General features: G+C 68.3%; 11 protein-coding genes and 2 pseudogenes. 10 read left to right on the top strand and 3 right to left on the bottom strand.

Annotated elements, in window-relative coordinates; translation table 11 throughout:
• Nucleotides 1-2 precede the first annotated feature (2 nt).
• Nucleotides 3-476 carry a nuclear transport factor 2 family protein gene (locus tag CSW60_RS04885; RefSeq protein WP_099536179.1) on the top strand — a complete coding sequence of 158 codons (474 nt, stop codon included), beginning with the start codon at nt 3-5 and terminating at the stop codon, nt 474-476.
• A gap of 72 nt (nt 477-548) precedes the next feature.
• Here the strand turns inward: CSW60_RS04885 and CSW60_RS04880 are convergent.
• Nucleotides 549-1,619: pseudogene (locus CSW60_RS04880) on the bottom strand (LacI family DNA-binding transcriptional regulator).
• A gap of 254 nt (nt 1,620-1,873) precedes the next feature.
• Between CSW60_RS04880 and CSW60_RS04875 the strand changes: the two are divergent.
• The 9 genes and pseudogenes from CSW60_RS04875 to CSW60_RS04840 all read left to right on the top strand — a co-directional run bounded on the left by CSW60_RS04875 (nt 1,874) and on the right by CSW60_RS04840 (nt 11,888).
• On the top strand, nt 1,874-3,370 hold the full coding sequence (locus tag CSW60_RS04875; RefSeq protein ID WP_099536177.1) for an MFS transporter: 1,497 nt from the start codon (nt 1,874-1,876) through the stop codon (nt 3,368-3,370).
• A 34-nt stretch (nt 3,371-3,404) separates the two neighbouring features.
• Nucleotides 3,405-5,729 (top strand): glucan 1,4-alpha-glucosidase, encoded by a 2,325-nt coding sequence (locus CSW60_RS04870; RefSeq protein WP_099536176.1) that lies wholly within the window; start codon nt 3,405-3,407, stop codon nt 5,727-5,729.
• Between the two features lie 142 nt (nt 5,730-5,871).
• Nucleotides 5,872-7,320: pseudogene (locus CSW60_RS04865) on the top strand (methyl-accepting chemotaxis protein); the annotation flags it as partial.
• 54 nt (nt 7,321-7,374) lie between these two features.
• Complete coding sequence (locus CSW60_RS23415) at nt 7,375-7,548, top strand: hypothetical protein (protein ID WP_161495622.1); 174 nt, start codon at nt 7,375-7,377, stop codon at nt 7,546-7,548.
• Nucleotides 7,549-7,551: 3 nt separating this feature from the next.
• Nucleotides 7,552-8,181, top strand: a complete 630-nt coding sequence (locus CSW60_RS04860) for a nucleotide-binding protein (RefSeq protein ID WP_236634214.1) — start codon at nt 7,552-7,554, stop codon at nt 8,179-8,181.
• A gap of 71 nt (nt 8,182-8,252) precedes the next feature.
• Nucleotides 8,253-8,747, top strand: coding sequence for a GAF domain-containing protein (locus CSW60_RS04855; RefSeq protein WP_099536174.1), 495 nt, complete (start codon nt 8,253-8,255; stop codon nt 8,745-8,747).
• A 54-nt stretch (nt 8,748-8,801) separates the two neighbouring features.
• On the top strand, nt 8,802-9,326 hold the full coding sequence (locus CSW60_RS04850) for a flavin reductase family protein (RefSeq protein WP_099536173.1): 525 nt from the start codon (nt 8,802-8,804) through the stop codon (nt 9,324-9,326).
• 75 nt (nt 9,327-9,401) lie between these two features.
• Nucleotides 9,402-10,898 carry a CoA-acylating methylmalonate-semialdehyde dehydrogenase gene (locus CSW60_RS04845; RefSeq protein WP_099536172.1) on the top strand — a complete coding sequence of 499 codons (1,497 nt, stop codon included), beginning with the start codon at nt 9,402-9,404 and terminating at the stop codon, nt 10,896-10,898.
• A 21-nt stretch (nt 10,899-10,919) separates the two neighbouring features.
• Nucleotides 10,920-11,888, top strand: coding sequence for a M15 family metallopeptidase (locus CSW60_RS04840; protein WP_099536171.1), 969 nt, complete (start codon nt 10,920-10,922; stop codon nt 11,886-11,888).
• 168 nt (nt 11,889-12,056) lie between these two features.
• Here the strand turns inward: CSW60_RS04840 and CSW60_RS04835 are convergent, their stop codons facing one another.
• Together CSW60_RS04835 and nth are read right to left on the bottom strand one after the other, a co-directional pair.
• Nucleotides 12,057-12,776, bottom strand: a complete 720-nt coding sequence (locus CSW60_RS04835; protein ID WP_099536170.1) for a DUF72 domain-containing protein — start codon at nt 12,774-12,776, stop codon at nt 12,057-12,059.
• Between the two features lie 30 nt (nt 12,777-12,806).
• Nucleotides 12,807-13,532, bottom strand: a complete 726-nt coding sequence (gene nth, locus CSW60_RS04830; RefSeq protein WP_099536169.1) for an endonuclease III — start codon at nt 13,530-13,532, stop codon at nt 12,807-12,809.
• Nucleotides 13,533-13,600: the final 68 nt, after the last annotated feature.

The following is a 13,600-nucleotide window of genomic DNA, read 5'->3' as shown; positions in this document are numbered from 1 at the left end:
CGATGTTCGCCCTTCTCGCCGCGCTCGCCGCGACTTCCGTCCTCGTGCCGGCGCAGCCCGCTCTCACCCAGACCATCGCGGCGCGCGACGCCGTGTTGTTCGACGTCATGTTCGCAAAATGCGATCCTGCGGCGCTGGCGGGCCTCGTGACGGATGACATGGAGTTCTACCACGACAAGGGCGGGGCGATGGACCACGACGCCTTCGTCGCCGACTACGCCAAGAGCTGCGCCGCCAAGCGCGCGCCGGACGCCTGGCGGTCTCGTCGAGAGCTGGTCCCCGAAACGCTGAAGGTCTATGCCATCCCTGGTTTCGGCGCGGTCGAGGAGGGAGCGCACCTCTTCTACGAGCGAAAGGGCGAGGGGGCAGAGCGCCTCGCCGGCAAGGCGCGGTTCTCGATCCTGTGGCGTCTTGGCGCCGACGGCCAATGGCGCATGGCGCGGACGTTCAGCATTGATCACGCGCCGGCGCCCTGATGATTTGGCGCCGCGGCCGGCCGGCGGCCTCGGCAGCTGGATTCCGGGGCGGGAAAGGTCTCCGCGGGGGCTCTACCCCCCGCAGCTCTCGCGGATGATCAGATCGGTCGGCACGCGCTCGGAGCGGCTGGCGCGTTCGCCGCTGTCGAGCAGTTTGGACACCATCAGCCGGCCGGCCTTGGCGGTGTCCTGGGCGATGGTCGAGAGGGCCGGGCTGGCGTAACGGCTGAACGGCACGTTGTCGAAACCCATGACCGAAACGTCGCCGGGAACCGACAGGCCCGCGTGCTTCAACGCCCGGATGGCGCCCAGGGCGATTAGGTCGGACGCGGCGACCACGCCGTCGAACTGGATGCCATGGTGGATCAGGCTGTCGATGGCGGCCTCGGCCGACTCGACCTCGAAGTGGGCTGGGACGATCAGGTCGGGATCGACGCCCAGCTTGGCCTGCTCCAGGGCTTCCAGATAGCCGCGGTGGCGGTGCATGGCTTCGGGCGCCTCGGTGTCGCCCAGGAAGACGATGCGCTTGCGGCCCAGGCGCGCCAGGTGCAGCGTCGCGCGACGGCCGCCCTGGATGTTGTCCGAGCCGACCGAGCAGTAGTTCTGGTCCGGGAACTGGGCGCCCCAGACGACGAAGCGGGTCTCGGTCTCGGCCAGCCGGTTGAAGGCCGCGTGCAGCGAGCTCTGGCCCAGGAAGATCACCCCCTCGGCGCGGCTGGTGTTCATCGCCGCCGCCAGGTCCTCGAAATTGGCCGGCGCGATGTGGCTAAGGATCACGTCGCAGCCGCGCTCCTTGGCCGCCTCGCCGACGCCGGCCAGCAACTCGAGAAAGAACGGGTCGGACATGCCGCTGTCGCGGCCCTGCGGGCGCGGGGTGACGAGAGCGATCGTGGCCTCGGCGCCGATCGGGCCGGCGGGCATGTAGCGGCGGAATGGATAGTCCATCTCGCGCGCCAGCTTCCAGATCAGCTGCTTGGTGCGCTGGTTGACCGCCGGGCTGTCATTCAGCGCCCGCGAGGCGGTGGAGATCGAAACTCCGGCCAGCTTGGCCAGGTCCTCAAGTCGTGTCGCGCCTCTGCTCACCGAACGCCCGTCCCTCAACGCAAACATTTCTGCAAAGTTTTTCATTGGCCATAAGGCCATGTTCGGCGAGATTTGCAACCGGCGCGCGGTCGAACACAGCGCGCTCGGCTGCGCTGAAAAATAATGCAAAGATTTGAGCAGGAGGTTGCGGCTGCGCCTGCCCGCTCGCGCATGCGTCAGCGCAAATAATCGAGAATTATCCGTATTTCCCGTTGCAAGGCGTCGATCGCCATGTGCAAATGTGGCGCGCGCAGTTTGTGCAAAATATTGCGAAAATGGATCGGGCTCAACCGATCGCGACGGGGCGGAGACGGATGGCCAGGCAGAGGCTGACTTTCCTGCAGATCTGGAACATGTGCTTTGGGTTCTTCGGAATCCAGATCGGTTTCGGCCTGCAGAACGCCAACACCAGCCGGATCTTCCAGACCCTGGGCGTGGACGTGAACCACCTGGCGATCCTGTGGATCGCCGCGCCGGCCACGGGCCTCTTGGTCCAGCCGATCATCGGCCATTTCAGCGACAAGACCTGGGGACGCTTGGGCCGTCGGCGGCCATATTTCTTCTGGGGCGCGATCCTGACGACCCTGGGCCTCTTGATCATGCCCAATTCGCCGACCCTGTGGGTGGCGGCCGCGGCGCTGTGGATCATGGACGCCTCGATCAACGTGACCATGGAGCCGTTCCGGGCCTTCGTCGGCGACAACCTGCCCGACGAGCAGCGGGCGACCGGCTACGCCATGCAGAGCTTCTTCATCGGGCTTGGCGCGGTGTTGGCCTCGGCCCTGCCGTGGATGCTGACCAACTGGCTCCACGTCTCCAACACGGCGCCGCCGGGCCAGATCCCCGACGCGGTCAGGATCGCCTTCTACGTCGGCGGCGCGGGGCTGCTGCTGGCGGTGATGTGGACGGTCTTCACGACCCGCGAATATCCGCCCGAGCAGCTTCAGGTCTTTGAGGCCGAAGAGGCGAGGGGTTTTGGTCCGCGCCAGGAGCCCGCCCCCTCGGTCAACGCCTACATCGCCCTTGGCGTCAGCGGCGTGCTGGCGGGCTTGGCTCTGGCGGCGGTCGTCTGGTTCGCCCGCCTGGAGAAGGAACTCTACGTCCTGGCCGCGCTCCTGCTGGCGTTCGGCGCCGCGGGCGTGGCTGGAGCAAGGTTCAAGCGCCTGGGCCGCACCGACAACGGCTTCTCCGAGGTCCTCGAAGACGTCTTCCGCATGCCCGTGACCATGCGCCAGTTGGCGGTGGTGCAGTTCTTCTCGTGGTTTGGCCTGTTCGCCATGTGGATCTATACGACCCCCGCCGTGGCGGCGGTCCATTTCCACGCCACCGACGCCGCGTCGAAGGCCTATAACCAGGGCGCCGACTGGGTGGGCGTGCTGTTCGCCGTCTACAATGGCGTCGCGGCCCTGGCGGCCCTGCTGATCCCCCTGATGGTCAAGGTTTCGAGCCGCAAGGTCAGCCACGCCGTCTGCCTGACGCTGGGCGCGCTGGGCCTGCTGTCCTTCCTGCTGATCCGCCAGCCTAGTCTGCTCTGGATCGGCATGATTGGCGTGGGCTTCGCCTGGAGCTCGATCCTCTCGGCCCCGTATTCGATCCTGGCCGGCGCCCTGCCGGCGCGGAAGATGGGCGTCTACATGGGCGTCTTCAATTTCTTCATCGTCATCCCGCAGCTCTTGGCGGCGACGGTGCTGGGCCTGCTGCTGAAAACCTTCTTCGGCGGCCAGGCCATCTACGCGCTCGTCCTGGGCGCGGCCTCCCTGATCATCGCGGCCCTGGCGACCTTCGCGGTTCGCGACGCCAAGCCGGCCTGATCCCCTGTTCCCCCAGCCTGACGAGGTCCTCGCCATGCGCCGCCTGAAACTGCTCGCCCTGGCCTCGGCCGCCACCGCTCTCGCCAGCGCCGCCCACGCCGCGGCTCCGGCCACGACCTGGGCCTATTCGGCCAAGACCGGCGTCGGCGCGTCCTACGAGGCCTATGTCGACGGCGCCTACAAGCCGGGCGGCCCGACGGGCGCGGTGTCCAAGGTCTGGTTCTCGATCGCCGACGGCGTTCTGACCGAGACGATGTATGGCCTGATCCACGAGGCCCAGATCAAGCAGATGCGCATCGCCGTCCAGACCGCGACGGGTCTCGCGGTCGAGGGCGCGGACACCACGGCCAAGACCGAATATCTGCACGTCGACAGCGCCGGCCGCCCGCTGTCGCCGGCCTACAAGATCACCACCGCCGATCGCCAAGGCCGCTTTGTCATCGAGAAGCGGATCTTCACAGATCCGGACCGCAACAGCTTGTTCGTACGCGTGACGGTCAGGGCGCTGAAGGGACCGGTGACCCCGACCCTTGTGCTGGAGCCGCACATGGCCAACACCGGCGGCGGCGATGTGGGCGCGGCCTCGACGACCTCCCTGACCGCCTACGAGGGCAAGGCCTTCCTCAGCCTCAAGGGGGCGAAGCCCTTCGCCAAGGCGTCGGCCAGCACGCTGCAGGACGGCGACGCCCTGGCGGGACTGACGGCCACGACCACCTCGGCCAAGGGCGCGATCGTCCTGACCGCCCAGCTGCCGGCGGTGGCCAAGGAGGCGACCTTCGACTTCGCCATCGGCTTCGGCCCCGGCGCCAAGGCCGCCGACGCGAGCGCCGCCGCCACCTTGAAGACCGGCTATGCCGAGGTGTTGGCCCGCTTCAACGGCGAGGGCGCGCGGGTGGGCTGGGAGGACTATCTGGCCTCGCTGAGCGAGCTGTCGCGCCTGCGCGAGGCGTCCGAGGACGGCGGCAAGCTGGTCCAGGCCTCGGCCCTGATGCTGAAGGTGCAGGAGGACCGCACCCACGCCGGCGCCTTGATCGCCTCGCTGTCGAACCCGTGGGGCGACACGGTGGACGCCACCCAGTCCTCGACCGGCTACAAGGCCGTCTGGCCGCGCGACTTCTACCAGTGCGCCATGGCGTTGGCGGCGCTGGGCGACAAGCAGACGCCTCTCGCCGCCTTCCACTATCTGCCGACCGTGCAGGTCGGTCCGAAGACTCCGGGCAATACCGGCGTCGGCGGCTGGTTCCTGCAGAAGTCGCACGTCGACGGCACGCCGGAATGGGTCGGCGTCCAGCTGGACCAGACCGCCATGCCGATCATGCTGGGCTGGAAGCTGTGGAAGCTGGGCTGGCTGCCCGAGGCCGAGCTGAAGGCCTATTACAGTCGGATGCTGAAGCCCGCCGCCGACTTCCTGGTGAGGGGCGGCAAAGTGGGACTGGGCTGGAACAGCGCCACCATCACCCCGCCGTTCACCCAGCAGGAGCGCTGGGAAGAGCAGGGCGGCTATTCGCCCTCGACGACCGCCGCCGTGATCGCGGGCCTGGTGGTCGCCGGAGACATCGCCGAAGCGGCCGGCGACAAGGCCTCGGCCGAGACCTACCGCAAGACCGCCGATGATTACTCGGCCAAGGTTGAGGCCCGCATGGTCACGACCAAGGGATCGTTCGGCGACGGCCACTACTATCTGCGCCTGAACAGCGACCAGGATCCGGACAACAAGAGCCCAGTCGAGGAACGCAACGGCCAGGCGGCGGTCCCCGAGGACAAGATGCTGGACGCCGGCTTCCTCGAGCTGGTCCGCTACGGCGTGCGTCGCGCCGATGATCCGGCCATCGTCGCGACCCTGCCCAAGCTGGACGACCAGGCGATGGAGGACCTCTATCGCGTCCGCTACGACTTCACTTTCCCGGGCGAGCGGGGGACCTTCCCCGGCTGGCGGCGCTATGGCGTCGACGGCTATGGCGAGGACGTCGCGACCGGCGCCAACTACGGCGAAGGCGGCCAAATGCGCGCCGGCCAGCGCGGCCGGGTGTGGCCGATTTTCACCGGCGAGCGCGGCCACTATGAACTGGCCTTGGCCGGCGTCTCGGGCAAACCGGATGCGGCCGCGGTCAAGAAGATCCGTGACACCTATGTCCGAGCCATGGAGCTGTTCGCCAATGATGGCCTGCTGATCCCCGAGCAGGTCTGGGACGGCGTCGGCGCGGCCAGCCCGCACGGCTACGACCGCGGCGAGGGGACCGATTCCGCGACGCCCTTGGCCTGGAGTCATGCCGAGTACGTCAAGCTGCTGCGCTCGGTCAGCGACGGCCAGGTTTGGGACAGCTACGCGCCGGTGAAGGCCCGTTTCGGGCATCCCTGAAACGTGGTTAACGGGCGATTCAGGAATCGATCGTCAAAGACAGGGTTAACAGCCATAGTTCTGGCCGGAGACCTTGTTCATGTCCCGATCGACCATCGCCCGGAAGCTGATCCTCGCCACCGGACTGACGATGGGCGTGCTGCTGATCGCCGCCGCTGGCGGCGTGGCGCTGCAGGCCGGCAGCTTCGGCGTGGCGCTGACCTTGCTGGCGGCTGGCGCGGTCTTTACCGTCGCCGTGCTGATCGCGCTCGCCATGACCGCCAAGGCGGTGGTCAAGAAGCCGCTGGGCGGCCTGTCGCGCTCGGTCGAGGCGCTGAGCGCCGGTCGCTACGACCAGGCCGTCCACGGGACCGAGAGCAACGACGAGATCGGGACGGTCGCCCGTGCGCTAGACGGCTTCCGCAACACCCTGGCCGACAACGAACGCCAGAAGGCTGAGCGCGAGGCCCAGTGGGCCGCGACCGAGGCCGAGCACCGCCGCCAGGCGCAGGAGGCCGCCGAGCAGGCCGACGCCTACGCCCGGGCCGAGGATGCGCTGGGCGAGGGGCTGGAGCGGCTGGCCGAGGGCGACCTGATCTGGCGCATGCGCGAGGACGCTTTTCAGGGCGACGCCGTGCAGATGCCGCGCGACTTCAACGCCGCCGTCGAGACTCTGCAGGCCACGCTGGCGGGCATTCTGGGCGCGGCGCGTAACATTCGGGGCGGCTGCATCGAGATCGGCGACGCCGCCGACGATCTGGCCCAGCGCACCGAGCGGCAGGCCTCGGGCCTGGCCCAGACCGCCGCGTCGCTTGATCAGATCACCGCCACCGTCAAGCGCAGCTCGGAAGGGGCTGAGCGGGCCCGACAGGTGACCATCACCGCCAAGGCCGCCGCCGAGCGCAGCGGCGCGGTGGTCACCGAAGCCGTCGAGGCCATGAGCGGCATCGAGAAATCCTCGCAGTCGATCACCCAGATCATCGGCGTCATCGACGAGATCGCCTTCCAGACCAACCTGCTGGCCCTCAACGCCGGCGTCGAGGCGGCCCGCGCGGGCGAGGCCGGTCGCGGCTTCGCCGTGGTCGCCCAGGAAGTTCGGGCCCTGGCCCAGCGCTCCGCCGACGCGGCCAAGGAGATCAAGGGCCTGATCACCGCCTCGACCGATCAGGTCGGCAAGGGCGTCAAGCTGGTGGGCGAGACCGGCGACACCCTGCGCGAGATCCTGGTCCAGGTGGCCGAGATCAACGAGCTGGTCGGCGACATCGCCGCCTCGTCCAAGGAGCAGGCCACGGGCCTGGCCGAGGTGAACCAGGCGGTGAACCAGATGGACCAGGTGATCCAGCAGAACGCGGCCATGGTCCAGCAGTCCAGCGCCGCCAGCCGCGCCCTGGCCGCCAAAGCCGCCGAGCTGGAGCGTCTGGTCGGCCGCTATCAGGTCGGCGCCGAGATCCACGAGATGCCGGCCCGCATCGAGCGTCGTCCGGCCGCGCCGCCGCAGCGCCCGACGGTGGCCGCCCCGACCCGCGAGAGCTTCCGCCAACGCTACGTCCAGGGCTCGAACGCTCTGAAGGTGGCGCCCAGCTCGCGACCTGGGGAGTGGGAGGAGTTCTAGGGCGTTCGCGATTTGTCCCTTGCCCTTCGAGGGGCGAAGACGCACATTCTCGCTATGGCGACCTCGACCAACTCAGCGTCCCCCAAGATGGGCAAGGCCGGCAGCCACGTGGCTGGCCGCAGCGCGGCCACGGGGCGTTTCGTGCTGAACCCCGCGTCGAAGGGAAGTTCGATCACGATCCGCGAAGCCAGCCGGGTCGCCAGGGACGTCCAGAGCAAGAAGAAATAGCGCTTGGCCGCCAAGTCGGGGACATCGGCGGATGACGTGTTCATCAACTGCCCGTTCGACGACGCCTACAGGCCAACCTTCAGGGCTCTGATCTTCGCCATCTATGCCTGTGGCTTCCGCCCGCGCTCGGCGATGGAGCTCGATGATGGCGGCCAGACGCGTATCGACAAGCTTTACGGCCTGATCGGCGAGTGCCGATACGGTATTCACGACCTGTCGCGCACCGAACTGGACGCCGCCCACCAGCTTCCGCGTTTCAACATGCCTCTGGAGCTCGGGATCTTCCTGGGCGCCAAGCGCTTTGGCGGCAAGGCGCAGAGCGCCAAGCGCCTCCTGGTCCTGGACGTCGAGCGCTACCGCTATCAGCGCTTCATTTCCGACCTCGCCGGCATGGACATTCACGGCCATGGCGGCGACGCCATCGAGGCCTTGCGGAAGACCCGCGACTGGCTGGCCAATGTCTCGCGGCGGCAATTGCCGAGCGCCGATCGCGTCGCGCGGCTGTTCCAGGTCTTCATGGCCGACCTGCCGGCCCTCGCCTCCGATCTCGAGTTCGACCCCGAAAACGTGCCCTATGTCGATTTCGAGCGCATGATTGTCGGCTGGCTGCTGACGGCGGGCCCGCCGGCGTAGGCGTCGGTTTCGTAACGCCCCCAAGCGACTTCCCCCCTCGCATCCCGCGCCGGCCGCGCTATATCCCCGCCATGGCCGAAGCGTTCAACGACATCACCCTCTCCGCCGACAAGGCGACCCGCTATGCCGAGGTCGCCGACGAGATCGCGTCCGTGCTGGACGGCGAGAGCAACCTGACCGCCCGCATGGCGACGGTGGCCTCGATGCTGGCCAACAGCTTCGACCACTATTTCTGGACGGGCTTCTACGTCGTCGACCCGGCCAAGCCGCGCGAGCTGGTCGTCGGCCCGTACCAGGGCACGCTGGGCTGCCTGCGCATCGCGTTCGGACGCGGCGTCTGCGGCGCGGCCGCCGAGACCGGCCAGACCCAGCTGGTCGCCGACGTCCACGCCTTCCCCGGCCACATCGCCTGCGACAGCCGCTCCCAGAGCGAGGTCGTCGTTCCGGTGTTCGACCCGCAGGGCCAACTGATCGCCGTGTTCGACGTCGACTCCGACCAGCCCGCCGCCTTCGATGAGACCGACCAGGTCTGGTTGGAAAAGATCCTGAAGGCGACGTTCGCTTGATCCTCGGCGCGCCCCGGCTTGCTCCCGCCATCGCTTTGGCCCACTGCTAAGGCGATGAGTAGGGCGGTTACGATCGAGCTGGGAGAAGGCGGCGTCCACGACGCCCGCGCCCTGCGCAACGCATTCGGATGTTTCACGACCGGCGTGACGGTCGTCACCACGCTCGCCGAGGACGGCCGGCGCGTCGGCCTGACGGCGAACTCCTTCACCTCGGTGTCGCTGGACCCGCCGCTGGCGCTGATCTGCGTGGACCTGAAGTCCTCCAGCCTGCCGGCCCTGGACGCCGCCGGCCGTTTCGCCGTCAATGTCCTGCACGCCGAGCACCAGGAACTGGCCCGCCAGTTCGTGCAGAAGGGCGTCGACCGCTTCACCGGCGTCGAGACCGAGACCTGGCGCACGGGCGTGCCGATCCTGCCGGGCTGCATGGCCAATTTCGAGTGCGAGACGCACCAGGCCTTCGACGCCGGCGATCACCGGGTCTATGTCGGGCGCGTCGTGAAGCTGCGCTACGACCCGGATCACGAGCCGCTCGTCTATCTGCAGGGCCGCTTCCGGCGGGTTCACGTCGATGCGGAGTGAGGCGGCATAATTTCGCGCGGTACGGCGAAAGCCGGGGATGCTATTGACGCGCAAAACAGCGTTAGGGAGCGCATCATGCGAGACATCGCCCATTTCGTGAACGGCCAAGCCCTGGTCGGAACCTCCGGCCGCTACGGCGACGTCTTCAATCCCAACACTGGCGATGTCCAGGCGCGCGTCCAGTTCGCGACCGACGCCGAGCTGGACGCGGCCGTCCAGGTCGCCGCCAGGGCCCAGGTCGGCTGGGCCCAGACCAATCCGCAGCGCCGCGCCCGGGTGATGTTCGAGTTCAAGCGCCTGATCGAGCGCGACATGAACAGCCTGGCCGAGATCCTGTCGTCCGAGCACGGCAAGGTCATCGCCGACGCCAAGGGCGACATCCAGCGGGGCCTGGAGGTCATCGAGTTCGCCTGCGGCATCCCCCACATCCTGAAGGGCGAATATACCGAGGGCGCCGGTCCCGGCATCGACGTCTATTCGATGCGCCAGCCGCTGGGTGTCTGCGCGGGCATCACCCCGTTCAACTTCCCGGCCATGATCCCGATGTGGATGTTCGGCATCAGCATCGCGGTCGGCAACAGCTTCATCCTCAAGCCGTCGGAGAAGGATCCGACCGTGCCGGTCAAGCTGGCCGAGCTGATGATGGAGGCCGGAGCGCCCGCGGGGGTGTTGAACGTCGTCCATGGCGACAAGAGCGCCGTCGACGCCATCCTGGCCCATCCGCTGATCCGCGCGGTCAGCTTCGTCGGCAGCAGTGACATCGCCCACTACGTCTACCAGACGGGCACGGCGCACGGGAAACGCGTCCAGGCCATGGGCGGGGCCAAGAACCACGGGATCGTCCTGCCGGACGCCGACCTCGACCAAGTGGTCAAGGACCTGTCGGGCGCGGCCTTCGGCTCGGCCGGCGAGCGCTGCATGGCTCTGCCGGTGGTGGTCCCCGTCGGCAAGAAGACCGCCGACGAGCTGCGCGAGCGGATGGTCGCCGAGATCGGCACGCTGAAGGTCGGCGTCTCCACCGATCCCGACGCCCACTACGGCCCCGTGGTCAGCGCCCAGCACCGCGCCAAGATCGCCGACTACATCCGGATCGGCCAGGAAGAGGGCGCCGAGCTGGTCGTCGACGGCCGCGACTTCCAGCTGCAGGGCTTCGAGAAGGGCTTCTTCATCGGCCCGTCGCTGTTCGATGGCGTCAAGAAGGGCATGAAGACCTATCACGAGGAGATCTTCGGTCCGGTGCTGCAGATGGTCCGCGCCGAGACCCTGGAAGAGGCCATCGCCCTGCCGTCCGAGCACCAGTATGGCAACGGTGTCGCCATCTTCACCCGCAACGGCCGCGCCGCCCGCGAGTTCGCGGCGAACGTCAATGTCGGCATGGTCGGGATCAACGTGCCGATCCCGGTGCCGGTGGCCTATCACACCTTCGGCGGCTGGAAGCGCTCGGCCTTCGGCGACACCAACCAGCACGGCGTCGAGGGCGTGAAGTTCTACACCAAGGTCAAGACGGTGACGGCCCGCTGGCCGGAAGGCGACGTGGCCGATAGCAGCTTCGTCATTCCGACGATGAAGTAATCCAGAACGGAGGGGGCGGCGATGGGCGGTCTGGTTCGACGATCCTTCCTGGCGCTCGGCGCCGCCGCCTTCGCCGCGCCTTCCGCGTTCGCGCTCTTCAGGTCCGAATGGGCGGCGATCGGCCAGTACGGCGACAAGGCCGCGCCGCTGACGGTGTTCGAGAAGGACGACGCCTTGCACATCGACGGCGCCGGCCACGCCTCCGCGCGGCTGACGCCGACGGAGCGCGGACGCTATGCGATCGCGGGCGGCGGCGAACTGGCCCTGGAGCCGCGCGCGGTGCGGCTGAACGGGTCGCGGCTAGCCTTCCACGACTTCGGGGCGGAGACCGAGGCGGCCATCCGCGCCGGCGTCAGCGCCGACCCCGAGGCGCTGCGACGGCAGGCCCTGGCCGCGACGCCGCCGGTCGAGACGGGCGACTTCCTGTCCGCCGACCTCGTCGACCTGACGACGGTGGATCCGCGCATCAAGCTCGACATCCGCTATGCGGGCGCCAACAACTTCATGGGCATCCCACTCTACGAGCGCGCGGCGGCCTACCTGCAGCGCCCGGCGGCCCAAGCGCTGAGACGGGCGCAGGACGCCCTGTCGGCCCAGGGTTACGGCCTCCTGATCCACGACGCCTATCGGCCCTGGTTCGTCACCTGGATGTTCTGGGAGGCCACGCCGCCCGACGCCCACATGTTCGTCGCCGACCCGGCCAAGGGCTCGCGCCACAACCGCGGCTGCGCCGTGGACCTGACGCTGTACGACCTGAAGACCGGCAGGGTCGTCGAGATGCCCAGCCGCTACGACGAGTTCTCCGGCCGCGCCTATGCCGACTTCGTCGGCGGAACGACGAAGCAGCGGGCCCTGCGCGCCGTGCTGCGCGAGGCCATGGTCGCTCAAGGCTTCGAGGTCTATCCCGAGGAGTGGTGGCACTTCGACTTCAGGGACTGGGCGCGTTATCCGATTGGGACCAGGACGTTCACGGAGCTGGGGAGCAAGTGAATCCCTCTCCCAGGGGAGAGGGCGGGGCCCGCGCCGTAGGCGTGGGAGGGTGAGAGGGTAGGCGAAGCCCTTGGACGATCATGGCGCTGCGGGAAGCGATGTGCCGGAGCTCCGGCTAACGGCGTAACCACTCACCCTCCCAAGCTTCGCTTGGGCCCCTCCCTCTCTCTAAGATAGAGGGGATTCAGTGCGCTCCCGCAGCGCCAGCGCATCCCAGGTCGCCGCGCCTAGGCGGGTGTTGTCGAAGACGCACCAGGGCTCGGTCTCTGCGCGAAGTCGGACGGCCAGGGCGTCCAGCACCTCCGGCTCATAGGCGCTGGCGTACATCTCCGGCGAGCCGTGCAGGCGGTGGTAGGCCAGGCCGCGCCAGCCGCCCGGCTCCGCGGCCAGGGGAACGACCGCCGGATCGGCGGCGACCCGAGCGACGCGGTGGGCCGCTAGCAGATCGTCGGGCTCGGCCTCGAACCAGCTGGCGTGGCGCGGCTCCAGCACGGTCGGCGCGTCGGTGCGATCGCGCCAAGTCGCCAGGAACGCGCCGACCCGTTCGGCCTCGAACGCCAGGCTGGGCGGCAATTGGATCAGCAGCGGGCCGCGCTTGGCGCCCAGTCCATCCGTCTCGTCGAGAAACCGCGCCAGCAGGTCGTCGACGCCGACCAGCCGCCGCTCGTGGGTGATCGCCTGCGGGACCTTGACCGCGAACCGGAAGTCCTCCGGCGTCGAGGCCGCCCAGCGCTCATAGGTCTTCTTCTGGTGGGGGCGGTAGAACGACGTATTGACCTCGACCGCATTGAACCTAGCCGCATAGCGTTCGAGCACGGTCCCCTCCGCCGGAAAGGCCTCGTCCGCGCGATAAAGGCTCCAGCCGGCCGTGCCGATGCGGATGGTCATGTCCCATCAGCGCATGAGCGTGTGACAGGTTCAGGCGCGCGGCCGCCATTCCAGCACATCCGCGCTACGACCCACCCCGACCTTGGCGCAGGTCGCCTTGAGCGGACAGGCGCCGCACTTAGGACCTTCGTGCGGGCACAGCATCTGCCCCAGGCCCCGCTTCATCAGCCAGTGCAGCTCGAACAGATCGTCGGCGGTCCAGACGTCGGGCGCCAGCGCCATCAGAGTGTGATAGGTGTGGGTCGCATCACCGGCGCCAACCAGGCCGATGCGCTTGGCGACCCGGTCCACATGGGTGTCGACGACGAGGGCCCGCATCGCCAGGTCGCTGAAGTTCAGCACGCAGGCGGCGACCTTGGTCCCGACGCCGGGCAGGGCCTGCAGCTCCCAGCGAGCCTGATCGACCGTCAGGGTCTTCAGGTGGTTCAGCGACAGCCAGCCGACCTTGTCACGGATCATCTTCAGGGCGGTGGTCAGGTGGCGGGCCTTGTCGACCGGGAAGGTGACGTCCTCGATGATCCGCGCCACGGCCGCGACCGGCGCGTCGGCCAGGTCGTCCCAGGCCTTGAACGCCGCCCGCAGCCGCAGGAAGGCGGCCCACGAGACCGCGTCCTGGGTGCGGCCGCTGATCGAGGACTTCACCAGCTGCGAGATCGGGTCCATCCGCGTGACCGGTCGCTGCGGACCGAATTCGCAGAGCAGGGCGTCACGCACGCTTTCCAGCGGCGACCGGGCAAGGCTTAGGGACAGTTGCATCGGACACCGGCGCTTGAGAACATAATGGGAACATTATGCGCGGCGGAGGCGGTTGTCCACAGGCTTGC

It is taken from the genome of Caulobacter sp. X, assembly GCF_002742635.1.
Taxonomy (GTDB): Bacteria; Pseudomonadota; Alphaproteobacteria; order Caulobacterales; family Caulobacteraceae; genus Caulobacter.
This window is presented reverse-complemented; position numbering and strand designations above follow the sequence as displayed.

Excerpts from the sequence above, each read along its gene's own strand:
- CSW60_RS04835 (WP_099536170.1), bottom strand. The coding sequence starts at position 12,776 with ATGACCATCCGCATCGGCACGGCCGGCTGGAGCCTTTATCGCGCGGAC.
- CSW60_RS04875 (WP_099536177.1), top strand. The coding sequence starts at position 1,874 with ATGGCCAGGCAGAGGCTGACTTTCCTGCAGATCTGGAACATGTGCTTT.
- CSW60_RS04850 (WP_099536173.1), top strand. The coding sequence starts at position 8,802 with ATGAGTAGGGCGGTTACGATCGAGCTGGGAGAAGGCGGCGTCCACGAC.
- CSW60_RS04855 (WP_099536174.1), top strand. The coding sequence starts at position 8,253 with ATGGCCGAAGCGTTCAACGACATCACCCTCTCCGCCGACAAGGCGACC.
- nth (WP_099536169.1), bottom strand. The coding sequence starts at position 13,532 with ATGCAACTGTCCCTAAGCCTTGCCCGGTCGCCGCTGGAAAGCGTGCGT.
- CSW60_RS04885 (WP_099536179.1), top strand. The coding sequence starts at position 3 with ATGTTCGCCCTTCTCGCCGCGCTCGCCGCGACTTCCGTCCTCGTGCCG.
- CSW60_RS23415 (WP_161495622.1), top strand. The coding sequence starts at position 7,375 with ATGGCGACCTCGACCAACTCAGCGTCCCCCAAGATGGGCAAGGCCGGC.
- CSW60_RS04845 (WP_099536172.1), top strand. The coding sequence starts at position 9,402 with ATGCGAGACATCGCCCATTTCGTGAACGGCCAAGCCCTGGTCGGAACC.
- CSW60_RS04840 (WP_099536171.1), top strand. The coding sequence starts at position 10,920 with ATGGGCGGTCTGGTTCGACGATCCTTCCTGGCGCTCGGCGCCGCCGCC.
- CSW60_RS04870 (WP_099536176.1), top strand. The coding sequence starts at position 3,405 with ATGCGCCGCCTGAAACTGCTCGCCCTGGCCTCGGCCGCCACCGCTCTC.